We start from the raw sequence: 25881 nt of genomic DNA on the forward strand, positions 1-25881 counted from the left end.
CCCCCCGCGCTCATCCCCCTCCGAGGCCGTAGCGGGCGATGCCCCGGCCCCGCCACTGACGACTGTCGCCATCTCAACTCCCCCTCCGGTATCGCACTGATCCGGACTGTCTCGGCTGGCTGATGACCAATGTTTCCGAGAGGGCTTGGGAAGCTCTTGTGGCTGACTTGTGGAGGTTCCTGGCGCGGGCCTTACCTGCGAAATCGGTCGCCGAGGGTGGCGGAGACCGGCGGGATCATCCCCTTCCGTTCGGGAGGACCCCTGATTCCGGCTCCGGGAAACACGGCTCAGGCATGAGCACCGGCTCAGGCATGAGCGTCGAGTCAAGGCATGAGCACCGGCTCAGGCATGAGCACGGGGTCAGGGCATGAGCACCGGCTCAGGGTATGAGCGCCGGCTCCAGGAGGCGCAGCCTGCCCGCCTCGGTGTCGAGCTGGGCCCTGACCCCGATCGGGTAGGTCTGCATCGCGATGCCGTGCCCGATGTCCGCCCCGGCGAGGACCGGCACTCCGAGGTCGCTCAGCCGCTCCACCAGCATGCGCTCCACGTCGCGCGGCTCGCCGCAGTTGGTGAACGTGCCGAGCAGGATCCCGGCCACGCCGTCGCTGTAGGTGGCCCGGCGGAGCTGGGTGATGTAGCGGTCCATCCGGAACAGCTCCTCGTCCACGTCCTCCAGGAAGAGGATCGCCCCTCGGGCGGGCAGCGAGGTGTCGGTGCCGATCGAGGCGGCCAGCAGCGTGGCCGTGCCGCCCAGCGTGTGGCCCTCCGCGACGCCGGGGACGACGGTCCTGGCGTCGGGGAAGACCAGCTCGGTCACCGTCTCCGGGTGGAACAGCAGCTTCATCAGCTCGTCGAAGTCGTACTGACCCGGCCCCTCGTAGAAGCCGTCGCAGGCGACCATCGGCCCGAACAGCGACGCCCAGCCCAGCTTGACCGCGATCGCCTCCAGCAGCGCGGTCACGTCGGAGTAGCCCACCACGACCTTCGGCCTGGCCGCGTCGATCTTCGGCCAGTCGACCAGCTCCAGCGTGCGCTGCATGCCGTACCCGCCGCCGGCGCAGAAGACCGCGTCGAAGGCCGGGTCGCCGAGCGCCCTGGTCAGGTCGCCCGCCCGCAGGAGGTCGTCGCCCGCCAGGTAGTCGTACTCGGTCCCGCCGGCCCGCGAGGAGGCGAACACCTCGGGCTTGAGGCCGACCTCTTCCATCGCCGCCAGACCGCGGTCCAGGTTGGCCTGGTTGGGCGGGCTGCTCGCGGCGACGACGGCGACGCGGGCGCCGGGTCGCAGGGCGGGCGGACGGAGGAAAGCGGTCATCGGAGTGCTCCTTCGGTGGACGGGTGCGGTGGACGGGTTCAGTGGACGAGATGGCAGGCGGCGAGGCTGGACCCCGACGGATCACCGGTCAGGACGGGCAGGTCGCGGCTGTCGCACAGCGTGTCCTGCTCGGCCGCCCTGAGCGGGCATCGAGGGTGGAAGCGGCAGCCGCCGGGGACGGCGGCCGGGTCCGGCGGCTCGCCGGTGAGCAGCACGGGCCGCTCGTCCGAGTCGGGCAGCACCGACAGCAGCGCCCTGGTGTAGGGGTGTTTGGGACGTAGCAGGACCTCTTCGACCGTGCCGGTCTCGACGATCCTGCCGAGGTACATGACCGCGACCCTGTCCGCGATGTTCCAGGCCAGTCCGAGGTCATGGCTGACGACCAGCGCGGACAGGCCGAGCGAGTCGCGCAGTTCCAGGATCAGTTTGAGGATCTCGCCCCTGACGGAGGCGTCGAGCGAGGCCACCGGCTCGTCGGCGACGATGACCGAAGGTTCGAGCGCGAGCGCCCCCGCGATGACGACGCGCTGCTGCTGGCCGCCGGACATCTCGTGCGGGAAGCGCCCCGCGAACTCCTCGGGCGGCCGCAGCCCGGCTCTGGCCAGCGCGGCGTGCACCCGTTCGCCGAGCCGATCGGTCAGGCCGTGCAGCCGGGGCCCCTCGGCGACGGCGTCGAAGACGTTCTGCCTGGGGTTGAGCGCGCCGCCCGGGTCCTGCAGGACGAGCTGGGTGTGGCGGCGGTAGGCCTTCAGCGCGGCGGCGGAGTATCCGAGGGGCTCACCGCCGCCCAGCACCTGGCCGCCGGTCGGCTTGACCAGCCCGACCAGGGCTCTGGCCAGCGTGGACTTGCCGCACCCCGACTCGCCGACGAGCGCGACGATCTCGCCCTGCCGTACCTGCAGGTTCACCCCGTCGACGGCGCGCGCGGGCGCGGCGCCCCTGCGCGGTGGGTAGGTGACCATCAGGTCGCGGACTTCCAGCACGGGTTTCACGTCCCGCTCCCTTCCAGCACGCGCAGGCACGCGGCCTCGCGCCGCGGACCGCTCGGCCACAGCTCCACGGTCTCGGTACGGCAGGCCGCCACGGCCTCGGAGCAGCGCGGCTCGAAGGCGCAGCCCCTGCCCTCGCTGAGCCTGGCCAGCTCGGACGGCGTGGGCGGGTCGCCGGGCAGCCCGGCGGGGGCGAGCCGTGAGGCCGGGTCGCCGATCGTCGGGAAGGCCCGGCCGAGCGCCCGCGTGTACGGGTGCCGCGGCTCGGCGATGAGCTGCCTGGACGGGCCGATCTCGGCGATCCGCCCCGCGTACATGACGGCCAGCCGCTCGCACATGTGCGACAGCACCGACAGGTCGTGGCTGATCATGATGACGCCGATGCCCGACTCGCGCACCAGCTCGCCGAGCAGCTCCAGCACCTGTGCCTGGACCATGACGTCGAGCGCGGTGGTCGGCTCGTCGGCGATGATCAGGTCGGGCCGGCAGGCCAGCGACATCGCGATCATGATGCGCTGGCGCTGGCCGCCGGAGAACTCGTGCGGGTAGGAGCCCGCGCGCCGCGACGGCACGCCGACGCTGTCGAGCAGCTCGGCCGCCCGCCTGCGTGCCTCCCGCTGCCCGACCTTCTCGTGCAGCAGGATGGGCTCGCAGATCTGCTCGCCGATCGTGCGCACCGGGTTGAGCGCGCTCATCGCGCCCTGGAACACCACGGAGGCCGCCGACCAGCGCACCGCGCGCAGCCGCGCCCACCTGGCGGTCAGCAGGTCCTCGCCCTCGAACAGCACCTCGCCGCTCACCTCGGCGGAGGGGGCCAGCAGCCGCAGCAGGCTGAGTGCCATCGTGGACTTGCCCGAGCCCGACTCCCCCGCGACGCCGAGGGTCTGGCCGCGGTCGAGGGTGAAGCTCACCCCGCGTACGGCGGGCACGGCGCGCTCGCCGTTGCGGTAGGTCACCCGCAGGTCGCGCACGTCGAGCATCGGAGTCCCGGGCCGCCCCTGCGGTGCCGGGGCCTGCCCGCTCGCCTCCCCGGGCGTCTCCGGCGTCCGGTCCTGCCCGCTCGCCGCGCCGGGCGTCTCCGGCACCCGGTCCGGTCCCCTCGTCGAGCCGGGCGTCTCCGGCGCCCGGGTCCGGTCCCTCGCCGTCATCGGCCTACCATCCTCGGGTTGAGCACGTGCTCGACGGCGCGGCCGACGAGCGTGAAGCCGAGCACGACGATGAGGATCGCGATGCCCGGCGGTATGAGGTACCACCACGCGCCCGCGGTGACCGCGCCGCCCGCGAACGCCGCCTGGAGCATCGAGCCCCAGGTCACGCCGGTCGGGTCACCGAGGCCGAGGAAGGTCAGCGTGGCCTCCGACAGGATCGCCGAGGCGACGGTGAGCGTGCTGGAGACCAGGATCAGCGGCATGACGTTGGGCAGCACGTGCCTGACCATGATCTGGGTGTTGCCCGCGCCCAGCGCCCTGGCCCGTTCGATGAAGGGTCGCGCCTCGACGGCGAGCGTCTGGGCGCGCACGAGGCGGGCGGTCGCGGTCCACGAGGTGACCGCGATGGCGATCGTGATCGACGCCGCGCCCTGGCCGAGCACGGCCGACAGCGAGATGGCCAGCGGCAAGCTGGGCAGCGCGATGAACCAGTCGGTCACGTGCATCAGGCCCTGGCCGACCCGGCCCTGGTAGTGCCCGGCCAGCAGGCCGACCGCGCTGCCGAGGACCACGGTGAGCGCGGTGGCGATGATGCCGATGGTGAGCGACTCACGTGCGCCCCAGATGACCAGCAGCAGGACCGAGCGGCCCGCCTGGTCGGTGCCGAGCGGGTAGCCGTCGACGGGCGGGGAGAGCTGCGGGCCGTCCACCTTGATCACGTTGAGCTGGTCGTCGCCGATGAACAGCGGCGCGGCCAGGGCCAGCGCGCCGAACGCGACGAGCAGTCCGAGTCCGGCCAGGCCGGCGGGCCGCCTGGCGTAGGCGCGGCAGAACCGGCCGAACGCGTGGTGGCGTGGGACCTCGACCGCGGCCGGGGCGTGCGTGGCGGCGGTCACCGGACACCGTCCGGGGGAAGGCGTTTCATTGGGCTCGCACTCTCGGGTCGAGGAAGCGGTAGACCACGTCCGCCAGGAGGTTCATGATGATCACACTCGCGCTGAAGACGATGAAGGTGCCCTGGAGCAGGGGCAGGTCGGGGATCTTGAGCGCCTCGTAGGTCAGGTAGCCGAGGCCGGGCCAGGAGTAGACGGCCTCGACCGTGATCGCCCCGCTGACCAGGACGCCGAGATGCATGAAGATCATCGTGACCGAGGGCAGCAGCGCGTTCGGCACCGCGTGGCGCCGCCGTACGGCGTCGTCGGTCAGGCCCTTGGCCCTGGCGGTCAGCAGGTAGGGGCTGCCCATCTCGTCGATGATCGAGGTGCGCATCACCGTGACGTACTGGGCGAAGACCACCAGCACCATGGTCAGGCAGGGCAGCACGAGGTGCCTGGCCACGTCGACGACGTGGGTCCAGCCCTCCTGCGGCAGCGAGGGGTCGCTCATCCCGCCCGCGGGGAGCAGGCTCGGGATCGGGCCGACGCCCACGCTGAAGGTGACCAGCAGGATCATGCCGAGCCAGAACGTCGGCACCGACCACAGCGTGAGCGAGGCGCTGGAGGCGATCCGGTCGAACAGGCTGCCGTGCCGCCAGCCGCTGCGGATGCCCAGCCACAGGCCGAGGGCGATCGACAGGACCGCGGCCGTGCCCATGAGGAGCAGGGTCGGCCCGAGCCGGTCGGCCACCAGCGACGAGACCGACTGCTGGAACTGCCAGGAGTAGCCGAGCTCGCCCTTGAGCGTGTTGCCGACGAAGGTGAGGAACCGCTCCCAGATCGGGTCGTCCAGGCCGAGCTGGATCCGGATCTGGGCGAGCTGGGCCTCGCTGGTGGGACGGCCCCTGGTCAGGGTGCGGACCGGGTCGGCCGGCATCAGGCTGAAGATCACGAAGCCGATGACCAGCGTCACGAAGAAGCTGACCAGCGCCGCGACCAGCTTCGAGCCCAGGTAAGGCAGGAAGCCCGACCGCTTGACCCCCTGTCCCCTGACCTTGGCGGGGCCCGCGGCGGTGAGACTACTCACGGTCGCCCGCGCCCGAGCGGCGCCTGAGCACGATCCCGCCGCCGACGAGTGCGACGAGCAGGACGCCCGCGCCGACCCACAGCCGGCCGCCGCCGCCCTCCTCCTCGGCCGAGGCGGCGGCCGGCTTGGCGGCGGGCGGCGCGGCCTTGAGGTAGCTCCAGAACGCGGTCTGCGCCGGGTACATGCCCTGCGCGTCCGGCTGCCCGGTGATCAGGCCGGTCACGGTGTCGGTGCGGGCGACGTCGAGGGTGTTGGCGTAGAAGTGGATCTGGTCGACGTCGGCCTTGTACAGGATGTCCTGCATCTCGGCGACGACCTTGGCCCGCTCGTCCTGGTCGAACGTGGTGAGCTGCTTCTTGAACAGCTCGTCGTAGGCCTCGTCGCAGAAGAAGGCGTCGGTGTTGCCGCCGGTGCCGTCGTCCTTGGGCAGCGTGGCGCAGGTCTGGAGGCCGAGCAGGTAGGTCGGGTCGGGACCGGTGGTCCAGCCGTCCATCAGCAGGTCCCAGTCGCCCTTGGCCAGGTCGCTGTTGAGCGCGCTCATGCTCAGCGTCTGGATCTTGAGCTTGATCCCGATCGTCTCCAGCCAGCCCTTGAGGTAGGTGGAGATGCCCGCGTCGGCCGTGTCGTCGGAGTGGATGCCGAGGCGCAGCTCCAGCGGCCTGTCGCTCTTGGGGTCGACGCGGACGCCGTCGGCGCCCTTGGTGTAGCCGGCGTCGTCGAGGATCTTGCCGGCCTGGGCGAGGTCGAACGGCGTCTCCTGGCCCGCGGCCGGCTTCCAGCTCCACTGCGGCCAGGCCGGGGGCAGGTAGCCGGAGCCGACCACGCCCATGCCGTCGAGCACCTTGGTGACCAGTGTCTTCTTGTCGGTGGCCAGCGAGATCGCCCGGCGCAGCACCGGGTCGCCGAGCGCGGGGTGGCCGGTGCCGATCTTCTTGCCGCTGCGGGTGCGGGCGTTGTGGTTGACCTCGACACCGGTCCAGCCGTTGCCGACCTCCTGGGCGGTCAGCAGGCTCTTGTCCGTCTGCAGGGCCTTGAACTGGGTCGGGTTCACACCGTTGATGTAGTCCAGCTGGCCGCTGCGGAGCGCGGCGACGGCGGCGTCGGTCGACTTGAAGCTCTGCTGGATCATGTGGTCGAAGCCGGGCCTGCCGAGGATGAAGTCCTTGTTGGCGTCGAACTTCGCGTACTGCTCGGGCTTGTACTCCGTGAGCGTCCACGGACCGTAGCCGACGACGGGGAAGGTGTCGTTCTTGGCGTCCTTGAGGTTCTTGGCCCGCGGCTCCCAGACGTGCTTCGGCACGATCGGGATGCCGCTGATCGGGATGCTCATGTAGACGACGTTGGCCTGCGGCGCCTTGGTCTTGATGACCAGCGTCGCGGGGTCGGGTGCGGTGACCGACTCGAAGTTGGCGACCAGCGAGCTGTTGGCGGTGCCCGCGACCGTGTCGGTCATGATCAGGTTGAGGGTCCAGGCGGCGTCCTCAGCCGTGATCGGCTTGCCGTCGCTCCACTTCAGGCCCTCCCTGAGCTTGAAGGTCCAGGTGAGCTTGTCCTCCGACGGCGTCCACGACTCGGCCAGGTACGGGCCCGGCTTGCCGTTCTCGTCCAGCGAGTTCAGCGTGGGGTAGATCGAGCCGAAGATGTCATAGGCGCCGTTGAAGAAGGCGAGGAACGGGTTGAGCGTGTCGACGCCCGAGCCCGCCATCCTCACCCGCAGCGTGGTCTCCTGCGCCGCGGACACGGACGCGGCCGACGTGGCGGATTCGGCGGATGCGGCGCCGAAGGCGGTGGCACCGACCACCAGTGAACCGCTCAGCGCGCAAGCGGCAAGGGCCAGCCTGCGCCGCGGGTTGCCTGTCCCCATTGATGTCTCCTGGTCGTTCGGCATGCGTGTGTGAACGAATGCTGACGATCAGTGGGCACGGCCCCAAGAACCGTGAACGCTTTACGAGCTGAGCATCGAAAATCGTGACGCTCCCGCTCCACGCCTCCGCCTGCCCCTACCTTTGTCGCTACGCGGGACACTCCGTGCCGTAAGTGTCGGAGGGCTCTGATACATGTGGGCCATGGGTGTGAGCGTTGATGAGTTCCTGGAGATGCTGGACAGGCTGCCCGAGGTCGGGCAGAGCGAGGGCGGCGACTGGATCTCGCTGAAGGTGCGCGGCAAGGGTTTCGGTTACCTGTGGGAGAAGACGCGGACCGTGGGGCTCAAGGCGACGATCGAGGAGCAGATCGCGCTGGTGGCCGAGCGCCCGGAGGTGTTCGAGGTCCAGTTCACCGCGGGCCGGTTCGGCTGGGTCGTGGTGCGCCTTGAGAAGATCGACCCGGATGAGCTGTTCGAGCTGGTCACCGAGGCGTGGTGCCTGACGGCACCCAAGCAGCTGGTCAGCGCGCACGAGGCCGGGCGATAGCCGTACGGCGCGGGCGGGCCGTGACCGGGCCCGCCCGCGCGCCTCATCCGGTGGGGTCGACGGTGGCCAGGAACACGTCGCCGTTGCCGGGCGCGGTGCCGCCGCCGGGAGTCCCGTAGGTCAGCCCGGTCACCAGCACGTCCCCGGCCGGAGTCGGCGTCGCGTACAGGTTCGGCTCGGCGAACGGGTCGACGCCGTCGTCGCGTGCCGTGCCGAACTGGGCGGCCGCCTGCTGCCTTCCCGTGCCCGACAGGCGCACGGCCAGCACGTCGGCGCCGCCTGCCGCCACACCGATCCGGCCACGGGTGTATCCGATCACCTCGACGGCGCCGCCGGGCAGGGCGACCACAGCGGCTCCCGCGTCCGGGGCCTGGGTGGCGACGGTTCTGCGCCACTTCTGCTTGCCTCCGGAGGTGTACGCCACGGCCAGGAGGTCGCCGCCGCTCTCCCCGGTGGCCACCGCGAGCCCGTCCGTGGTCACCGTCACCGCGCTGAGCCGGTCGTCGCCGCCGCCGCCCGCGGCGGACACCCACCGCTGGGTGCCGTCCGCGCCGTATCCCGCGATCCAGCCGTCCAGCCCGCCGAGCGCCGGCGCGCCGGGCAGTCCCGCCGTGGCGCTGCCGGCCACGAAGACACCGGTGGCGTCGGCGGCCACACCGTAGGCCTTGTCCTCGCCGGCGCCGCCGAGCTGGCGTGTCCAGCCGAGCTGCCCGTCCGCGCCGATCCGGGTCAGGAAGGCGTCCTTGTCACCGCTGTTCGTCCCGGCGAGCGCGCCCTTGGTGTAGCCGACCAGGTAGCCTCCGCCGTCCGAGGTGGCGGTGAGCCCGTAGGCGCGATCCGCCGCGCCGGCCGCGCCGAACTGGGTCAGCCACCGGACCTCGCCGTTCGCGTCCAGCCGCACCACGAAGGCGTCGTCGGTGGTGTTGCCCGGATGGCGGCCGTCCAGGTCACCCCTGGTGTAGCCGGCGGCCAGCACGCCTCCGTCGGGCAGGGCGGCGACGCCGTACAGGCGCTCGTCGGCGGCGGTGCCGAGCTGTCTCGTCCACCGCGGAGTGCCGTCCGGACTCCGGCGGATCAGGACCGCGTCCAGCTTGCCCGCGTACGGCTGGCCGTTCACCGGGCCACCGGTAGCGAGTCCCAGCGTGGCCGAGCCGTCGGCGTGTGCCGCCACACCACCCGCCCAGTCGGTGCCGGCGGTGCCGTACAGCGGCGCGGGCAGCCCGGTCGGCGGGACCACGCTCAGCATGGGGCCGAGGTCAGCCATGCCCTGTTCGAACGCGGGGCCCCAGACGCTCCAGTCGTGGCCGCCGTCCAGGATGCGCATCTCCGCCGAGATGCCCGGTGCCCGCCGTACGGTGTTGTAGAGCGCCTCGGATTCGAAGTCGAGGTCGTGGCGGGCGTCGGCGGGGTCCGGGTTGGCGTACTCGTCGTCGCCTACCGCGACGAACAGCCGCACGGGCAGTTCGGGATCCATGCCGGGCAGCAGGTCCGGGTAGTTGAGCTTGCGGTACACGTCGTCGGCGAACTTCTGGTCGCCGAGGCCGAACGCGCCGTACTCGCGGGCCGACGAGTCCGCCGGCGGCAGCGGCGTGTAGACGGCGGGGCTGAGGACGAGTGCGCTGCCGAAGAGGTCCGGGTGGGCCAGGGTGAAGCGCAGCGCGCCGTAGCCGCCCATGGAGTAGCCGCCGACCATCCGCGCGTTGCGGATCGGCGCGGTGCGGTAGGCGGAGTCGACGTGGTTCACCAGGTCGCGGGTCAGCGCGGTCTCCACCGGCCGGCCGGGCGCGTCGGTACCGGTGTACCGCGAATCCACGTACCAGCTGCCGCCTCCGCTCCAGGGCGCGTCCGGCATGACCGCGATGAGACCGGGGATCCGCTTGTCCTGGATCAGCCGGTCCAGCGTGTCCTTGACCTGGGTCCATGCCTGCATCGTGTCTCCCCTGCCGTGGAGCAGGTAGAGCACCGGGTAACGCCGCGCGCCTCGGTCATAGCCGTGCGGCAGGTAGACGTTGTACGCGATGGACTCGCCGAGCGCGGCGGAGTGCGCCGAGCCCGTGGTGATCGTGCCGGCCCGGTCCCTGCCGACCTGCGCCTGACCGGGTACGGCCAGCACGGCGACAAGTGCCAGAGCTGCCAGAACACCGAGCCCGCGCCATCGCGAAACGGCCATCGGGTCACTCCTTGATAGTGCTGTAAACGTTTACAGCAAACTGGCCCGTATACCCGGACCTTGAGAATGGTTTTGGGTGAGTCTCTTCGGCCGTTCCGGCGATGTCAATAGGCGTCTCTCCGGCCCGCGCGGGCGACGCGTCCTCATGTCCCCCGAAGCGGCCCGGCGCGTGCTCGCGGGTCAGGCCACCGCGACGATCACGGCGCGCGGGCCACACGGAACGCCGTCAGGATGGCATGCTGACAGCGTGGTCGAATGTGACATACATCTGCGTATCACCGCCGAACTGCTGCTGTTCCTGCCCGCGAGCCGCCGGCGCGAGTGGCAGCGGGTGGCGCCCGACGGGACGTCGACGCTGGGACACGTCGTGGAGTCGCTCGGCATCCCGCTGCCGGAGGTGGGGCCCATGACCGTCGACGGCGCGGAGGTCGGCCCGTCCTACCAGCCCGCCGCCGGTGACGTGGTCCACGTCCACGCCGTGCCCCGCCCCCAGCGGGTGCCCCTCGAACCTGGACGGCTCGCCCCCCGGTTCCTGCTCGACGTCCATCTCGGCACCCTGGCGCGACGGCTCCGGCTGCTGGGCCTGGACACGGCCTACCACAACGACATGGACGACCCCTCGCTGGTCGTGCAGGCGAACGCGGAACGCCGCGTGCTGCTGACCCGCGACCGCGGGCTGCTGCGCCGCCGGGCGCTCTGGCTCGGCGCCTACGTCCGGGGCAGCAACCCGCACGACCAGCTCCATGACCTGCTGGAACGATTCGCACCGCCGCTGCGGCCGTGGACCCGCTGCACGGCCTGCAACGGGGAGCTGGAGCCCGTCGGCAAGCACGAGGTCGAACGCCTGCTGGAGGCCGGGACCCGGCGCACCTACGACGCCTACGGCCGCTGCCCGGAGTGCGGCCAGATCTACTGGCGCGGCGCGCACAGCGAGCACCTGGAGGAGATCGTGCGGTCGGCGGCGCGCGCGGTCGGTTCCAGCCAGTAGGTTCCCGGCCGGGACCTTCGGGCTCCTGGATTGTCGGCGGCGCGGTCGGTTCCAGCCAGTAGGTTCCCGGCCCGGCACCTGGAGGCTCCGGGCCGGTCGGTGACGCGATCACACGGACGCGGTTCCATCCCGGTCGGCGCATCCGCCCTGGTGCGGGAGGGCGGCCCGGAGCGGCCGCAGCGGTACGCCGTCTCCGGCGGCGCCCTGTGCCGACCGGAGCGACGTAACGATCACGTGTACCCTGTTCCGGAACTTGCTCCTGTCCGCCGGCAGGTCGCACCCCGGGTCGAGCGCCGGCCGGGGCCTCCCCACCCTGCCGCGTGACACTGCCTGACCATCGGCGTCGACGGCCGGCACGGCGACGCCGCGCCGGTCGAGGGCGTCCCCCACTGCGTCGCCCCTTCCCTCTGCTCCCATGTTCCCCTCTGCTCCCATGCCCCGACTCCGCAAAGGAGTGTTTCCGTGCGTGTCTTCTCCGTCGATGACGGCTCGTTCCAGCTGGACGGCACCCCGTTCAGGGTGTTGTCCGGCGCCCTGCACTACTTCCGGGTACACCGTGACCAGTGGGGGCACCGGCTGGCCATGCTGCGCGCGATGGGACTCAACACCGTCGAGACGTACGTGCCGTGGAACCTGCACGAGCCCTGGCCGGGAGACTTCCGCGGGGTGGAGGAGCTGGGAGCGTTCCTGGACGCGGCGGCGGCCGAAGGGCTCCTGGCGATCGTGCGGCCGGGGCCTTACATCTGCGCGGAGTGGGACAACGGCGGGCTGCCCGTCTGGCTGACCGGCCACCTGCGCACCAGCGACCCCAAGTACCTGGCCCACGTCGACCGCTACCTCGACCGGATCATGCCCCAGGTGGCCGAGCGGCAGGTCACCCGCGGCGGAAACGTGATCATGGTGCAGGTGGAGAACGAGTACGGCTCCTACGGCAGCGACCACGCCTACCTGCGGCATCTGGCGGACGGGCTGGTCAGGCGGGGCGTCGAGGTGCCGCTGTTCACCTCCGACGGACCGGCCGACCACTACCTGACCGGCGGAACGATCGACGGTGTACTGGCCACGGTGAACTTCGGCTCCGAGCCCGAGCAGGCATTCGCCACGCTGCGCGCCCATCGCCCGGACGACCCGCTGTTCTGCATGGAGTTCTGGTGCGGCTGGTTCGACCACTGGGGGCACGAGCACGTCATCCGCGACCCCCGTGACGCGGCCGACACACTGGAGCGGATCCTGGCCGCGGGCGCGTCGGTCAACCTCTACATGGCGCACGGCGGCAGCAACCCCGGCACCCGGGCGGGCGCCAACCGCGACGGAGCGCAGGCCGACGGCGGCTGGCGCCCCACCGTGACCTCCTACGACTACGACGCCCCGATCGACGAGCGCGGCGCGCCGACGGAGAAGTTCTGGCGCTTCCGCGAGGTGCTCGCCGCCTACAACGAGGAACTGCCCGAGGTGCCCGCCGTGCCGGCCGTGCTGCCGCCCGCGACGCTCCACCCGGAGGGGTCCGTCCTGCTCCGGCAGGCCTTGGACGTCCTGGCGCGGCCGGAGGTGGTCGCGCCGGTGCCGCCGACCTTCGAGGAACTGGGGCTGGAGCACGGGCTCGTGCTCTACCGGACCACCGTGCCGGGGCCGCGTGAGCCCTACCCGCTGACGCTGCGCGAGGTGCGCGACCGCGCGCATGTGTTCGTCGACGGGCGGCCGGCCGGTGTGGTGGAGCGGGACGCGGAGGTCCTGCCCGGACCGGTGGCGGGCGGGTTCGCCGTGGTCGAGGTGCTGGTGGAGTCGATGGGACGGACCAACTACGGGCCGCTGCTCGGCGAGCGCAAGGGGCTCCTCGGCGGGATACTCCACCACCAGCAGTACCTGCACGGATACGGGGCCCGCGCGATCCCGTTGGAGGACGTGTCGGCACTGGCCTTCGGACAGGGGACGGTGGACGAGGCGCCGGCGTTCTTCCGCACGGTGCTGGAGGTGACCGAGCCCGCGGATGCGTTCCTGATGCTGCCGGGCTGGGGCAAGGGCTACGTCTGGGTCAACAGGGTCCTGCTGGGCCGCTACTGGGACAGAGGGCCGCAGCGCACGCTCTACGTTCCCGCCCCGCTGCTGCGGGCGGGCCGGAACGAGATCGTGCACCTGGAGCTCGATCGGGTGGGCTCGGTGCTCGAACTCCGCGCGGAGCCCGACCTCGGCTGAGGGCGGGCGAGGACGGAGGTGCGGACGGAGCCGTCGGGCCGGCCGCCCGACCCACGGGCAGCCACACCCCGGCGGCCGTGGCCGGCCGCCGGTGGCGCGGCCGGCCGGCGGCTCTGCCCGTGATCCGGCTCCACGCCGGATCCTTTTTGCAAGGTGGCTTATTAAGTACGATGTGCCGATGCATCAGCAGAGCGGCGACGCCTCACTCCTCCGGCGCCTCAACAGCGCCGCGATCCTGGGAATCCTCCGCAACACGGACGTGGCCACGCTGGCGGAGCTCGCCCGCGCGGCGCATGTCTCGCGTCCCACGGTCGAGGCGATCGTGGATGACCTGCTGGTGGAGGGCTGGGTCGAGGAGTACACGGAGGAGTACGGCGGCCGCCAGCGTGGCCGGCCCGCCAAGCGCTTCCGCTTCCGCACCTCGGCGCGCAAGGTGGTCGGGCTCAGTGTGGGCGCCTACCGGTTGCACGCCATGACCGCCGACCTGGGCGGCACGATCATCGCTACGCGGCGGGTCGCCGTCTTCCAGGAGATGACGCCGGGCGAGCGCATCGACGAGATCACCCGGCTGGTGGGACAGTGCGCGGCCGAGGCCGGCGTCGAGACACGCGACCTGGCCGCCGTCGCGGTGGGGACCACGGGTGTGGTCGACGGGCAGGGGCAGGTGGTCAAGAGCAACGTGCTGCCCAACTGGGCCGGGGTGCCGCTGCAGGCCGAACTGTCGGCGCGGCTCTCGGTGCCGGTGCTGGTCGAGAACGACATGCGCCTGGCGGTGCTGGCCGAGCACTGGCGCGGCGTCGCGGAAGGGCGCAGCGACGTGGTCTACCTGTTCACCGGCAACCGGCTCTCGCTCGGGCTGCTCATCGGGGGCGCGCCCTACCGAGGGGCGCATTCCGCCTCAGGTGAGATCGGCGAGCCGGCGAAGGGCCTGTGGATGGCCTTCGGCCACGTCATCGAGTACGCCATGTCCGTCGAGCCGGGGGAGTTGCGTTCGCCCGCCCAGGCCGCGGAGTTCGCCTTCGCCCGGGCGCGGGAGGGGGAGGAGCGTGCCGCGAAGGCGGTCGAGGATTTCGCCACGACCCTGGCCGAGGGCCTGGCGACCGTCGTCAACCCGCTGGATCCCGAGATGGTGGTGATCGGCGGCTCGCTCGCTCCCGGCGGCGAGTTGCTGGTGGAGCCGATCCAGCGGTATCTCGACCGGGTCTGCGTCTATCCGCCACGGGTCGTGGCCTCCCGGTTCGGCTCGGAGTCGATCGTGGTCGGAGCGGTCAGGGCCGCGCTCAACCACGCGGAGACCACCCTCTTTAGGAAAGATTCCTGAATAAAAACCATCACGAAAATGTCACGTGCTCGCCTCAACCGTGCATCTTCGTACAGTTAGCCCCTGATTAAGCTAGTTATTTTCATAATTGCCGCGCTAGCCTCCTCTCACTCGCCAGAAGGGGGGCTCTGTGGAAGGCCTGCGTATCGGTGTCCTCGGCCTCGGCCTGCACGCCAGCCTGACCAAGGCGGCACACCGGCCGGGCAAGGGGCCGGTGGCGGCGGCGCTCTGCGGCACCGGCCCTGAGGCCGTCGAACAGCACGGGGCCGACTGCGCGAGTCCGACCGGCCGCCCACCCGGCGGCGCGACCTCAACCACCGCATTGACGCCGAGGACCTCAGCGTCATGAACACGCGCCTGGACAACGGAGTCATCGCTGCTCACCAGCAGTGCCACTTCTCGCCGGACCACTTCCGCGACTGCACCGTGATCGGGCCCGAGGGCAGGCCGGAGAGCTCCGGCGACCGCCCCGGCGACATGGTCAAGGTCTGGGACATCGGCCCGACGGCCTACCGCGACGACTGCGACATCGCGTACGAGGCGCCCGAGGCGCTCGGCACACACGGCGGCGCCGGCCGCCACATCATCGCGGAGTTCCGCCGGTTCGGGAGGGCGGGCAGACCGGCACCTCCCCCGTGGCCGCCCGGATGAGCGCCGCCGCCGGCCGCACGACCACCCTCTCGCTACGGAACGGCGGCACGCCGTACGGAGTGCCATCCCTGGACCCGGAACCGGTCACCTACTTCGACGGCGGCCGAACCCGCATCTGAAAGGAGCATCCCCCATGAAAAAGGTTGGATTCTCAGCCACAGCCGGCGCGCTGGGGCTGGCGTTGCTGCTGACCGCGTGCTCGCCGGGCACCTCGGGCGGTGCTCAGCAGACCTCCGGCAACGCTGCCGGCGGGACGTCGGACTCCATCAGCCTGCGCATCAACAACGCCACCACGTACTCCCGCAACTTCAACATCTACTCCCCCTCCACCGACATCGCGCCGCAGATCAGCCTCATCTACGAGCCGCTGGTGCGCCGCAACGTCCTCGACGGCGGCAAGCTGGAGCCGTGGCTGGCCGAGTCGTGGGAGTGGAGCGACGGCGACAAGACCGTCACCCTCAAGCTCCGCACCGACGTGAAGTTCTCCGACGGCACGCCGATGACCAGCAAGGACGTCGCCTTCACGCTGAACATCTCGCTGGAGCACCCCGAGCTGAACACCGGCGGCCAGACCTACGTCTCGGCCGAGGCCACCGACGACCACACCGTGGTGGTCAAGTGGAAGAAGCCCGCACAGCTCGACTTCTACCGCTTCGCGCTCGGTGTCACCGGCTTCGCGCCCCGGATCGTGCCTGAGCACATCTGGAAGGACAAGGACCTCAAGACCTGGACGAACCCCGACCCGATCGGAACCGGCGTGGGCAAGCTCACCCAGTTCACCCCGCAGCAGTTCACCCTGGAGACGCGCGCGGACTACTGGGGCGGCCAGTTCCCCATGAAGACGATCAAGATCGTCGCGACCGGCGGGGACGACCAGACCAAGGCGCGCCTGCTCAAGGGTGACATCGACTACGCCACCATTTCCTGGCCGAACGGCGAGCAGGAATACACGGCCCGCAACCCGAAGACCAACGTCTACAAGACGTTCCACACCGGCGGGGAGGAGTCGCTGCTGTTCAACCTGGCCAAGGAGCCCTTCTCCGACGTCAACGTGCGCAAGGCGCTGGCCATGAGCGTGGAGCGTTCCAGCCTGCTCAAGCTCGCCCCCACCGGCCAGGAGCCGGCCAACGCCTGCGGCCTGGAGCCGCAGGTGTACGCCGAGTTCATGGCTCCGGAGTGCAAGCCGCAGGCCCTCGACGTCGAGGGCGCCAAGAAGGCCCTGGCCGACGGCGGCTGGACCGTCGAGGGCGGCCGGCTCGCCAAGGACGGCAAGACCTACCCGCTGAGCGTCAAGGTCGTGCAGGAGTACGCCAACTGGATGGCCTACGGCAAGGGCATGCAGGACCAGTGGAAGACCAACCTGGGCCTGGACGTGAAGGTCACGGCCATCCCCGAGGAGAACTACGACCCGCAGCTCAACGAGGGCGACTACGACATGGCCCTCTACTGGACCGGCAACTCCAACGGCCTGTACTCCGTCTTCGCCGACCAGCTCGACGCCGGCAAGTACAAGCCCATCGGCAAGGACGCCCAGTACCAGAACCAGAGCCGCTGGAAGGACGAGTCCACCACGCCGCTGCTCGACAAGCTGCGCGAGACCGTCGGCGACCCGGCCGCGCAGAAGGAGGCCGGCTACCAGCTCCAGAAGATCGTGCTGGACCAGGTGCCGTTCTCCCCGATGTTCACGGCCGACTGGTTCGTCGAGATGAACCAGGCCCGGTGGGTGGGCTGGCCCGAGACGGGCAAGACCGACCACGTCCCGCACAGCGGCATCGGCCCTGACATCGTCATGACCCTCAAGGGTCTCAAGCCCGCAGGCAAGTAGATGAAGCAGGGCAGGTGGCGTTTCCTGACCAAGCGGGTGGCCTTCTACCTGGCCACCTCCTGGTCGGCGATCACACTGAACTTCCTCATCCCCCGGCTCATGCCGGGGGACCCCAGTTCGGTCATCGTCAGGCAGTTGCAGAGGCAGTCGGGCGAGTCCGTCTCGCCCGAGGCCGTGGCGGCGATCCAGAAGCTGTTCGGTGACCCCCGCGCCGGCCTTCTCCAGCAGTACTGGGACTACCTCGTCAGCATCGCGCGCCTCGACTTCGGCCTGTCCGTCAGCCGCTTCCCGACCCCGGTCGGCGAGTTGCTGGCGGAGGGCCTGCCGTGGACGCTCATGCTGGTCGGCGCCACCACGGTGGTGGCCTTCGTGCTCGGGACCGGCCTGGGGATCGCCGCCGGGTGGAAGCCGGGCGGACGGCTCGACGGGTTCCTGTCGCCCCTGTCGACGTTCCTGACCGCCGTGCCGTACTTCTGGGTGGCCCTGATCGCCCTGTACGTCTTCGGCCTGGTGCTCGGCTGGTTCCCGCTGGGCGGCGGGTACGACCCCGACCTGTACGGCAGGCCGGGCTTCGTGGGCAGCGTCCTGGAGTACATGGTGATGCCCGCCACGACGATCGTCTTCTCCGCCTTCGGCGGCTGGCTGCTCGGCATGCGCAACATGATGATCACAACCGTCAGCGAGGACTACGTCCTGCTCGGCAAGGCCAAGGGGCTGTCGGCCGGGCGCGTCATGTTCAGGTACGCCGCGCGCAACGCGCTGCTGCCCAGCGTCACCGGCTTCGCCATGGCGATCGGCGGCGTGCTCGGCGGCGCGCTGCTGACCGAGATCGTCTTCTCCTATCCCGGCATCGGCTACCTGCTCTACGACGCGGTCAGCAAGCGTGACTACCCGCTGATGCAGGGCGTCTTCCTGCTGACGACGCTCACCGTGCTGCTGGCCAACTTCGTGGCCGACTCCGTCTATGTGATGATCGACCCGCGTACGAGAGAGGCAGGCCGATGAAGGTCCGCATCGGCATCGGCATCATCGTCTTCTTCTCGGTGATCGCGATCATCGGGCCGTGGCTCAACGACCTGATGGGCATCGGACCCTGGAAGATCGACTACGACGCGATCGCCGAGCCACCCGGCGCCGGCCACCTGCTCGGCACCACCAGCCAGGGCACCGACGTGCTCGCCCAGATGATCGCCGGGACGCGCAACTCGATGGTGGTCGGCTCGGTGGCCGGCGTCATCGGCGTGATCCTTTCGGTCGTGGTGGGCGTCACCGCCGGCTTCTTCGGCGGCAAGGTCGACGCGGTGCTGTCGTTCGTGACCAACATGTTCCTGGTCCTGCCCGTGCTCCCGCTCACCCTGATCGTCGCGGGTTACGTGCAGGACACCGGGCCCATCACGATCGCGCTGATCATCGGCCTGTTCGGCTGGGCGGCCGGCGCCCGCACCCTGCGGGCGCAGACGCTGTCCCTGCGCGGACGCGACTTCGTCATGGCGATGCGCATGATCGGTGAGAGCAAGCCACGGATGATCTTCGTCGAGGTGCTGCCGCACCTGGCGGGCTGGATCTCCGCGATGTTCCTGCACCTGGTCCTGGCCGCGATCCTGGCCGAAGCCGGCCTGGCCTTCCTGGGCGTCTCCTCGGCCGACACCATCAGCTGGGGCACCGTCATCGACCAGGCCAGGCAGGTGGCCCTGCTCAACGGCATGTGGTGGTGGTTCGTCCCGCCGGGCCTGTGCATCGCGCTGCTGGGCACCGCGACCGGCCTGGTCAACTTCGGCATCGACGAGGTCATGAACCCCCGCCTGCGCACGGCCGACATCAAGGCGATGAGAAAGGCGCTCGCATGATCCTGGACGTCAAAGGGCTCAACGTCGACTACATCACGGCCAAGGGAGCCGTACGGGCCGTCAACGACGTGAGCTTCCAGCTGCGGCGCGGCGAGATCCTGGGCGTGGCGGGCGAGTCGGGCTGCGGCAAGTCCACCCTCATCATGGCGCTCATCCGGCTGCTGCGCCCGCCGGCGGCGATCACCGGCGGCCAGGTGTGGCTGCATCCGCGCGAGGGCGAGCCGGTCGACATCGCGAGCCGGACCGACAGGGAACTGCGCAGACTGCGCTGGCGCAGCATGGCCGTGGTGCTGCAGAGCGCCATGGACGCGCTCAACCCGGTCGCCCGGCTGAGCGCCCAGTTCGCCGACGTGCTCAAGGAGCACGGGTACAAGAACACCGAGGAGCGCACCGCCGAGCTGCTGGAGATGGTCGGCATCTCGCCCGACCGCGCCCGCTCCTACCCGCACGAGATGTCCGGCGGCATGCGCCAGCGCGCCATGATCGCGCTGGCCCTGGCCTGCGACCCCGAGCTGGTCGTCATGGACGAGCCGACCACCGCCGTCGACGTCGTCATGCAGCGGCAGATCCTCGCCCAGATCCTGGAGCTGCGCGAGCGGCTCGGCTTCTCCGTCGTGTTCGTCACCCACGACCTGTCGCTGCTGGTCGAGCTCGCCGACCGGATCGCCATCATGTACGGCGGGCGGATCGTGGAGCTGGGCGACGCCGCGGAGATCTACCGGGCGCCCCGGCATCCCTACACCAAGGGCCTGCGCGACTCCTTCCCCCCGCTGCACGCACCGGTCACCAGGCTGAACGGCATCCCCGGAACACCGCCCGACCTGCGCAACCTGCCCATCGGCTGCGCGTTCGAGCCACGCTGCCCGCGCCGCTTCGCCGACTGCGCCGAACGGCGTCCGGAGCTGCTCACGGTGGGCGACGCCCTGGCGGCCTGCCACCTGCATGACCGAGAGAGGACGGCCCATGCCTGAGGAGACCCCGGTCCTGGCCGCGGAGGACGTGACCAAGCACTTCGACACCGGCCGGCAGACCGTGCGCGCGCTGGAGAACGTGACGCTGCGCCTCTACCGCGGCCGCATCGCCGCCCTCGTCGGCGAGAGCGGCAGCGGCAAGACCACGCTGGCCCGGCTGCTCGCCCAGTTCTACCCCGTCACCTCGGGCGAGATCCGGCTGCGCGGCGAGGTGGTGAGCGGTCCGGACAAGGATTTCTACGGTGAGGTCCAGCTCGTCTTCCAGGACCCCTTCGCCTCGCTCAACTCGCTGCGCAAGGTCGAGCACAACGTGCGCAGGGCGCTCAAACTGCACGGGCATGCGGCCGACGACGCGGCCGTGCACGAGCTGCTGGCCAAGGTGAACCTGACCCCGGCCGCCGACTTCGCCCGCAAGCTGCCGCACGAGCTGTCCGGCGGCCAGCGCCAGCGCGTGGCCATCGCCCGTGCGCTGGCCGTGCGGCCCTCGGTGCTGCTGGGGGACGAGCCGATCTCGATGCTCGACGTCTCCATCCGGCTCGACGTGCTCAACCTGCTGGCCAGGCTGCGCGAGGAGGAGGGCCTGGCGCTGCTGTACATCACCCATGACATCGCCAGCGCCCGCTACCTGTCCGACGACATCTATGTCATGTACGCCGGGCAGATGGTCGAAGGCGGTCCTGCCGAGTCGGTGATCCAGGAGCCCAAGCACCCCTACACCCGGCTGCTCCTCGACTCCTCCCCCGACCCGGAGCGGGCCGGCGGCAGCTCGGCGTTCACCGCGACGGCGAAGCTGGGCGAGCCGCCGAGCCTGGTGGACCCGCCGCCCGGCTGCCGCTTCCACCCGCGCTGCCCCTTCGCCAAGGAGCAGTGCAAGACGTCCTTCCCGCCACGCACCGAGTTCGCCGACGGTAGCTGGACCAACTGCTGGCTGCACAACGAGTCATGACATATCACCTTCGCTACCAGGTGCTTCCCGGGAGGGACGCCGCCCCGCTGGCCCGATACTGCGCCGAGCACGGCATCCCCGAGATCGTGCTGATCTACAACTCGGAGGAACTGCACTCCGGCCATCCGACCGGCGCTGACGAGGACCTGTGGTTCGAGCACGTGGCCGCGGTCAAGCGCATGCTCGACGCGCACGGCGTCGGCGCCAGCCTGAACCCGTGGGTGACCGTCGGTCATGCCGACCGGGGCCGCACGCAGGACCGCGGTTTCGCCCCGATGGTCTCCCCGACCGGGCAGGTTTCCACGGCCACCGCCTCCTTCGCCTGCCCGGTCTGGCGCGCCTGGCTGGCCGATCACTACGGCCGCTTCGCCGAGCTCGGCTTCCGCGTGCTCTGGCTGGAGGACGACTTCCGCTTCCACAACCACTCCCCGCTCACCTGGGGCGGCGGGTTCGAGCCGGAGATGCTGGAGCGCTTCGCCCGGCTGTCGGGCCGGCGGGTGGAGCGCGAGGAGCTCGTCGCCGCGATCACCGCGCCGGGTCCCCCGCACCCCTGGCGGGCGCTGCTCCAGCGGACCTGGCGCGAGGCCCAGCTCGATGCGCTCGACCGGGTACGGCAGGCGGTCGCCGGGCGGGCCAAGCTCGGCCTGATGAGCTCAGGGCTCGGAGTCGCCTCGGTCGAGGGCCGGGACTGGGCGGCGCTGTTCGACCGGATCGAAGTGCATCGGCCGCACTTCGCCGCTTACCATGACGAGCCGGGCGAGGCGCTGGCGTACTCGATCGCCATGCTGGAGCTGCAGCGTCCACTGCGCCCGGCAGCCGTGGAGGTCGCCCCCGAGATCGAGAACTGGCCGCATACCGAATGGACCAAGTCCGACACCCAGACCTGGTCGGAGATGGTCACCGCGCGCCTGTCGGGGGCCGACGGCCTGCTCCTCGACGTGCATCCCTTCGTCACCGGCGATCCTGCTCGCTACCCGCGGATCGGGACCATGCTCGACCGCTCACGCGCCGCCCTCGACGCCACCGCATCCCCCGGCCTGCGGACCACCGGGGTGACGATCCCGTGGTGGCCTGACACGGCCGCGCGGATCCCGGGCGACGGCACGTTCGGCGGGCCGGCCGCCGACCCGCTGCGCGCGGCGCGTTACCTGCTGCCGTACGGCGTGCCGATCCAGGCCGGCGCCGGCGCCGTCACCGCGGTGTTCGGCACCGTCGCCTGGGGCGTGCCCGACTCCGAGGTGGAGACCCTGCTGTCCGGAGGCGTGCTGCTCGACGGGCACGCGGCGATGATCCTCACCGAGCGGGGCTACGGCTCGCTCCTCGGGGTGACGGTGGAGGAGGTGGCCCACCGGTCCACGCCGTCGCGGGACCCGTACAGCATGGAGCGGATCGCCGACGGCGGCGGGCTGCTGAGCGTCAACGTGCAGGAGGAGGTGGCCAGGCTCACCGCGGCGAGCGGGGCCGAGGTCTGGACGCGGATCCTCACCCCGCGGGAGGAGCACTGGGGCGACGGGCGGGTGGCCTCCGTCAACGCACTCGGCGGGCGCGTGGTCACGCTCGCCGCGTGCGCGCCGGAACGGCTCGGCCGCTGCGACGACGGGCGCCGCCTGGCACACCGTGCGATCAGCTTCCTCGGCGGTGACTTTCCCCTGGTCACCGGCGGCCCCCACCTTATGCCGCAGTTCGCGACGGTGAACGGGCGACGCCGCCTGGCCATCGTCAACGGCTCCGCCGACCCGGCCCGTCCGGTGGTGTCGGGTGTCCGCCCCGAGAAGGCGACGCTGCTCGCACCGCTGGAGGAGCCCCGGCCCGTCCCTGTACGCGAAGAATCCGGATATTTCGTTATCGATGCGGATGTGCCGCATCGCGGCTACGTGATCGTGGAGTGCGCATGAACGAGCGGCCCGAAGTCGTCCCGGCCCTGCAGGAATGGACCGGCGGCACCGGCGAGTTCCGGCTCGGCCCCGAGTCCCGGGTCGTCTGCGCCGACGAGAGGCTCGGCAGCCGCCTCGCCGGTGAGCTCGGCATCGGACACGCCGCCGAGGGGCCGGGAGACGTCGTCCTGGAGATCGTCCCCTCCGACGGCAGCCCCGAGGGCTACCGGATCGAAGCCACGCCCGGCCACGTGACGATCACCGCGCCCACCGCCCGCGGCCTGTTCTACGGGACCCGCACCCTCGTGCAGATCCTCCGTACCGGCGCGGTCCCGTGCGGCGTGGCCCACGACTGGCCCGACTACCCGGTCCGCGGCTACATGCTCGACGTCGGCCGCCGCTACGTCACCCCCGGGCTCATCCACCGCCTCGTCCGCCTGATGGGCCGCTACAAGCTCAACGAGCTGCAGCTCCACCTCAACGACAATGAGATCAAAGCCCCGGACGGCGACTGGAGCAAGGCTCTGCACGGCTTCCGTCTGCGCTCGCCCGCCTTCCCCGGTCTGGCGCCGGAGGAGTCGTACTCCCGCGACGACTGGGACGGCTTCGAGGAGCTCGCCGCCGCCCACGCGATCACCCTCGTCCCCGAGATCGACGCCCCGGCCCACTCGCGCGCCTTCATCTCCTTCGACCCCTCCGTGGGCCACGACGGCGGCAACTCCGACCACCTCGACCTGGCCAACCCGGCCGCGACCGAGCTGGTCAAGGCCGTGTTCACCGAGTTCGTGCCCTGGTTCCGCGGACCGGCTGTGCACTTCGGGGCCGACGAGTACTACCAGAGCAAGGCGTTGTGGAAGCGGTTCTTCAACGACATGGCCGCGCATGTGCGCTCGCTCGGCAAGCAGCCCCGCGCGTGGGGCGGGTTCACCCGCCTGTCCCCGACGGGTGACACCACCGGATTCGACCCCGACGTGGTGATCAACAGCTGGAACAACGGCTTCTACGGCCCCGAGGGGGCTCACGAAGACTCCTACGCCCTGATCAACAGCAATGACGACCTGCTCTACATCGTCCCCGAGGCCGACTACTACCACGGTGCCGGCCTCGACGCCGAGTGGCTCTACGACCACTGGGAGCCGCACGTCTTCGCCGACGGCCAATCCCTCGACCCGGGCGACCCCCGCCTGCTCGGCGCCATGCCGGCGCTCTGGAACGACCTGGTCAGGGCGGACTACACCGAGGAGAGGATGTACGAGCTCATCGAGCACAGCCTGGGCGTGCTCGCGCAGAAGATGTGGAGTGGCGCCAAGGCCGGGCTGCCGTACCGGGACTTCGTCCGGTCGCTGCAGCGGTTGAACTCCTAGGAGGACGTGGTCACCTCGGGCAGGAGCATGGAGCGGGAGGCGGGAAACACCACCACAAGATCTTCTCCCACCCCCTCGTCCAGCGTGCGGGTGTGCAGGCGAACCCGGTATTTCCCCGCCTTCGGAAGGGCGACTCCGACCTTGATTCCCCGGCCCTTCAGGTACACCCGTCCCGAGCCGAGAACCAGATCCGCGTCGACCACGTCGTCCCAGCCCTTGCGCCGGATCGGCGGGGCCGTACGCAGGACCTTCACGGTGACGCAGGTGGCGCCGTACTCCAGCGTCGTGCTGACCATGGCAGCACCCCTGCGGGCCACAAGCGGGCTGTCGGATTCGATGGTCTCGGCATAGAGCGCCTCCAGGCTCGCCTTGCGCCCGTCGAAGATGTGGTAGCCGTCCCAGTCGGTGGGCAGGTGAACGGCTGTGACCTGGCGGGAGGTCCGTAGCGCGGGCCAGGGATCGCGGCAGCCGCTCACGTACTGAGCGGCCTCATCCGCCACCTCCTGCCTCCGCCGGGCTCGCTCCCTGGCCTCCCGCTGCCTGAGCTGAGCCGCCGTGAGCAGGAGGTCGGGACGGTCACGTGCGACGACTTCCGGGCACAGGTAGACCAGCGCCTCGGCCCTCACCTTGCCGTCGCCTGCCGCGCAGCTCTTCCAGCCCTTGCCCAGGAGCTGCTGGTCCGCGACCCTAGGCCCGCCTGCGCTCCAGAACCGTATGTTTTCGTAGAACCGCCCGTTTCCGGCCAGGCACAGGTAAACGCGCCGGCGATCCCGCGGAGGGGTGTCGGCGAACAGAGGGATCGACGAGCAGTCGGCATCGAGCCAGGTATAGGTCATGTGGGGTTTGGCCTCGGGGGCGATGACCGCCAGCGGAGCCAGGACCATCAGCGCGAGGAGCGGCCGGGGCGAGCGCAGGGGCTCGGGGTCCGGTGCGGTGCCGGGGCGGTTGAGCTCGTGGGCCGTCCGGGCGAGCCAGACCAACTGGAAGACGACCAGCACATCCAGCAAGTCGGACAGGACCACGCTCTCCGGAAAGCCGACGAGCTGGTTCAGGACGACGGTGACGGGGAGGGCCGCCAGCTGGCACGCTCCCAGGACCATCGTGGTCCTGGTCCAGCGGCCGTCGCGTCGCTGGGCGATGAGGATCATCAGAAACCAGGCCAGCCCCGCCGCCACGAGCGCCAGGCTCACAGCGGAGAGCACAGGTGCGGCCCAGTCGGCGTAGCTGTCCGGGGACACGGCTTCGAGCACCGATGAAAGCACCGTGCTCGCCAGGGCGGTGATGACCAGGATCAGGCGGAAGGCCGGCCCCGAGCGCGTCAGCACCTGCGCGAAGAGGATGACGATGGGCACCCACAGCACCACGTCGAACGCGGTCCCCACCTCGTCCGGGAGCGGCACCGGGATCAGTAGCCAGCCGACGTAGACGTAGAGCAGTCGACGCAGCCACAGCGCGCGTCGCGGCAACGGCGCAGCATCGGCCGGCCCCTGGAGCACCTGCCAGAACATCCACGAATTGACCGCGCCGACCAGTAGCAGCCCGCCCAGCACCGCGAGCAGCGAGGTCTCGTCGGCGAAGCGGGGGGGCGGGTACCACTGGACCACGGTCCAGGCCGGTTCAAGGGAATCCCGGACCAGGCTGACGACGACCGCGACCACCACGGCCGCCATGTTGACGATTGCCGCTAACCGCCCCAGACGGGATCTCTGCACTGCATGCCGCCCTTTACGCGCGAAAGAGCTGATCGTAACGCCCACCTGGCGGCGCCTGTGCGCGAACCGTTCACAAGATGATCAACCGAGATTTTCTTCAAGCTGCAGGGGCGCGCAAAAGGCCGCGCGTGCGAGGAAAGACAGGTCGCGTCGTCGGCGGCCGGTCGGGGTGTGGCCGATCGTCAGTGGGGAGTCGC

21 protein-coding genes are annotated in these 25881 nt (G+C 70.7%); 13 read left to right on the forward strand and 8 right to left on the reverse strand.

Going from position 1 to position 25881, the window contains the following annotated elements; all coding sequences use genetic code 11:
• Positions 1 to 379: 379 nt before the first annotated feature.
• The 6 genes from CA984_RS17635 to CA984_RS17660 all read right to left on the reverse strand — a co-directional run bounded on the left by CA984_RS17635 (position 380) and on the right by CA984_RS17660 (position 7275).
• Entirely contained in the window at positions 380 to 1312 is a 933-nt protein-coding gene (locus tag CA984_RS17635) for a S66 peptidase family protein (RefSeq protein ID WP_086573688.1), read from the reverse strand.
• 38 nt (positions 1313 to 1350) lie between these two features.
• Positions 1351 to 2304, reverse strand: a complete 954-nt coding sequence (locus tag CA984_RS17640; protein ID WP_086573690.1) for an ABC transporter ATP-binding protein — start codon at positions 2302 to 2304, stop codon at positions 1351 to 1353.
• A complete protein-coding gene (locus tag CA984_RS17645) occupies positions 2301 to 3281 on the reverse strand; it encodes an ABC transporter ATP-binding protein (protein WP_242676016.1) in 981 nt (326 codons plus the stop codon). The genes CA984_RS17640 and CA984_RS17645 overlap by 4 nt, the downstream gene beginning before the upstream one ends.
• A 164-nt stretch (positions 3282 to 3445) precedes the next feature.
• Positions 3446 to 4345, reverse strand: coding sequence for an ABC transporter permease (locus CA984_RS17650; protein ID WP_086573693.1), 900 nt, complete (start codon positions 4343 to 4345; stop codon positions 3446 to 3448).
• Between the two features lie 25 nt (positions 4346 to 4370).
• Positions 4371 to 5411, reverse strand: a complete 1041-nt coding sequence (locus CA984_RS17655; RefSeq protein WP_086573696.1) for an ABC transporter permease — start codon at positions 5409 to 5411, stop codon at positions 4371 to 4373.
• Complete coding sequence (locus CA984_RS17660) at positions 5404 to 7275, reverse strand: ABC transporter substrate-binding protein (RefSeq protein ID WP_086573699.1); 1872 nt, start codon at positions 7273 to 7275, stop codon at positions 5404 to 5406. Before CA984_RS17660 ends, CA984_RS17655 begins: the two co-directional genes overlap by 8 nt.
• A 202-nt stretch (positions 7276 to 7477) precedes the next feature.
• Between CA984_RS17660 and CA984_RS17665 the strand changes: the two genes are divergently transcribed.
• Positions 7478 to 7822, forward strand: a complete 345-nt coding sequence (locus CA984_RS17665; RefSeq protein ID WP_086573750.1) for an MmcQ/YjbR family DNA-binding protein — start codon at positions 7478 to 7480, stop codon at positions 7820 to 7822.
• Positions 7823 to 7865: 43 nt separating this feature from the next.
• On the opposite strand, the gene CA984_RS17670 is transcribed toward CA984_RS17665, so the two are convergent.
• Entirely contained in the window at positions 7866 to 9992 is a 2127-nt protein-coding gene (locus tag CA984_RS17670) for an alpha/beta hydrolase-fold protein (protein ID WP_086573702.1), read from the reverse strand.
• A 247-nt stretch (positions 9993 to 10239) separates the two neighbouring features.
• Here CA984_RS17670 and CA984_RS17675 point away from each other — a divergent pair, with 247 nt between their 5' ends.
• The 12 genes from CA984_RS17675 to CA984_RS17730 all read left to right on the forward strand — a co-directional run bounded on the left by CA984_RS17675 (position 10240) and on the right by CA984_RS17730 (position 23972).
• Positions 10240 to 10980, forward strand: coding sequence for a Mut7-C RNAse domain-containing protein (locus tag CA984_RS17675; RefSeq protein WP_086573705.1), 741 nt, complete (start codon positions 10240 to 10242; stop codon positions 10978 to 10980).
• Positions 10981 to 11442: 462 nt separating this feature from the next.
• A complete protein-coding gene (locus tag CA984_RS17685) occupies positions 11443 to 13173 on the forward strand; it encodes a glycoside hydrolase family 35 protein (protein WP_086573709.1) in 1731 nt (576 codons plus the stop codon).
• Positions 13174 to 13351: 178 nt separating this feature from the next.
• Positions 13352 to 14494 carry an ROK family transcriptional regulator gene (locus CA984_RS17690; protein ID WP_086573711.1) on the forward strand — a complete coding sequence of 381 codons (1143 nt, stop codon included), beginning with the start codon at positions 13352 to 13354 and terminating at the stop codon, positions 14492 to 14494.
• Between the two features lie 130 nt (positions 14495 to 14624).
• Positions 14625 to 14843, forward strand: a complete 219-nt coding sequence (locus CA984_RS45505; RefSeq protein ID WP_133061698.1) for a hypothetical protein — start codon at positions 14625 to 14627, stop codon at positions 14841 to 14843.
• Positions 14840 to 15145, forward strand: a complete 306-nt coding sequence (locus CA984_RS47225) for a hypothetical protein (protein ID WP_207620914.1) — start codon at positions 14840 to 14842, stop codon at positions 15143 to 15145. The genes CA984_RS45505 and CA984_RS47225 overlap by 4 nt, the downstream gene beginning before the upstream one ends.
• 133 nt (positions 15146 to 15278) lie before the next feature.
• Entirely contained in the window at positions 15279 to 16970 is a 1692-nt protein-coding gene (locus CA984_RS17700; protein WP_086573714.1) for an ABC transporter substrate-binding protein, read from the forward strand.
• Positions 16971 to 17975 carry an ABC transporter permease gene (locus tag CA984_RS17705; RefSeq protein WP_086573716.1) on the forward strand — a complete coding sequence of 335 codons (1005 nt, stop codon included), beginning with the start codon at positions 16971 to 16973 and terminating at the stop codon, positions 17973 to 17975. It abuts the gene before it with no gap.
• Positions 17972 to 18817 carry an ABC transporter permease gene (locus CA984_RS17710; RefSeq protein ID WP_086573718.1) on the forward strand — a complete coding sequence of 282 codons (846 nt, stop codon included), beginning with the start codon at positions 17972 to 17974 and terminating at the stop codon, positions 18815 to 18817. The genes CA984_RS17705 and CA984_RS17710 overlap by 4 nt, the downstream gene beginning before the upstream one ends.
• Positions 18814 to 19788: an ABC transporter ATP-binding protein gene (locus CA984_RS17715; RefSeq protein ID WP_086573721.1), complete on the forward strand. Its 975-nt coding sequence runs from the start codon at positions 18814 to 18816 to the stop codon at positions 19786 to 19788. The genes CA984_RS17710 and CA984_RS17715 overlap by 4 nt, the downstream gene beginning before the upstream one ends.
• Positions 19781 to 20734: an ABC transporter ATP-binding protein gene (locus CA984_RS17720; RefSeq protein WP_086573723.1), complete on the forward strand. Its 954-nt coding sequence runs from the start codon at positions 19781 to 19783 to the stop codon at positions 20732 to 20734. Before CA984_RS17715 ends, CA984_RS17720 begins: the two co-directional genes overlap by 8 nt.
• Entirely contained in the window at positions 20731 to 22629 is a 1899-nt protein-coding gene (locus tag CA984_RS17725) for a hypothetical protein (RefSeq protein ID WP_086573726.1), read from the forward strand. The genes CA984_RS17720 and CA984_RS17725 overlap by 4 nt, the downstream gene beginning before the upstream one ends.
• The gene (locus CA984_RS17730; protein ID WP_086573729.1) at positions 22626 to 23972 is read left to right on the forward strand and encodes a family 20 glycosylhydrolase; all 1347 of its coding nucleotides are present in this window, start codon (positions 22626 to 22628) and stop codon (positions 23970 to 23972) included. The genes CA984_RS17725 and CA984_RS17730 overlap by 4 nt, the downstream gene beginning before the upstream one ends.
• Here the strand turns inward: CA984_RS17730 and CA984_RS17735 are convergent.
• Positions 23969 to 25642 carry a hypothetical protein gene (locus tag CA984_RS17735; protein ID WP_086573731.1) on the reverse strand — a complete coding sequence of 558 codons (1674 nt, stop codon included), beginning with the start codon at positions 25640 to 25642 and terminating at the stop codon, positions 23969 to 23971. The genes CA984_RS17730 and CA984_RS17735 overlap by 4 nt on opposite strands.
• Positions 25643 to 25881 lie beyond the last annotated feature (239 nt).

The sequence above is a fragment of the Streptosporangium minutum genome, assembly GCF_002149035.1.
In the GTDB taxonomy this organism is placed as follows: Bacteria; Actinomycetota; Actinomycetes; order Streptosporangiales; family Streptosporangiaceae; genus Streptosporangium; species Streptosporangium minutum.

Coding starts and splice junctions, on each gene's coding strand:
- CA984_RS17635 (WP_086573688.1), bottom strand. CDS start 1,312: ATGACCGCTTTCCTCCGTCCGCCCGCCCTGCGACCCGGCGCCCGCGTC.
- CA984_RS17645 (WP_242676016.1), bottom strand. CDS start 3,281: ATGCTCGACGTGCGCGACCTGCGGGTGACCTACCGCAACGGCGAGCGC.
- CA984_RS17660 (WP_086573699.1), bottom strand. CDS start 7,275: ATGGGGACAGGCAACCCGCGGCGCAGGCTGGCCCTTGCCGCTTGCGCG.
- CA984_RS17665 (WP_086573750.1), top strand. CDS start 7,478: ATGGGTGTGAGCGTTGATGAGTTCCTGGAGATGCTGGACAGGCTGCCC.
- CA984_RS17670 (WP_086573702.1), bottom strand. CDS start 9,992: ATGGCCGTTTCGCGATGGCGCGGGCTCGGTGTTCTGGCAGCTCTGGCA.
- CA984_RS17690 (WP_086573711.1), top strand. CDS start 13,352: ATGCATCAGCAGAGCGGCGACGCCTCACTCCTCCGGCGCCTCAACAGC.
- CA984_RS47225 (WP_207620914.1), top strand. CDS start 14,840: ATGAACACGCGCCTGGACAACGGAGTCATCGCTGCTCACCAGCAGTGC.
- CA984_RS17700 (WP_086573714.1), top strand. CDS start 15,279: ATGAAAAAGGTTGGATTCTCAGCCACAGCCGGCGCGCTGGGGCTGGCG.
- CA984_RS17705 (WP_086573716.1), top strand. CDS start 16,971: ATGAAGCAGGGCAGGTGGCGTTTCCTGACCAAGCGGGTGGCCTTCTAC.
- CA984_RS17710 (WP_086573718.1), top strand. CDS start 17,972: ATGAAGGTCCGCATCGGCATCGGCATCATCGTCTTCTTCTCGGTGATC.
- CA984_RS17715 (WP_086573721.1), top strand. CDS start 18,814: ATGATCCTGGACGTCAAAGGGCTCAACGTCGACTACATCACGGCCAAG.
- CA984_RS17720 (WP_086573723.1), top strand. CDS start 19,781: ATGCCTGAGGAGACCCCGGTCCTGGCCGCGGAGGACGTGACCAAGCAC.
- CA984_RS17725 (WP_086573726.1), top strand. CDS start 20,731: ATGACATATCACCTTCGCTACCAGGTGCTTCCCGGGAGGGACGCCGCC.
- CA984_RS17730 (WP_086573729.1), top strand. CDS start 22,626: ATGAACGAGCGGCCCGAAGTCGTCCCGGCCCTGCAGGAATGGACCGGC.
- CA984_RS17735 (WP_086573731.1), bottom strand. CDS start 25,642: ATGGCGGCCGTGGTGGTCGCGGTCGTCGTCAGCCTGGTCCGGGATTCC.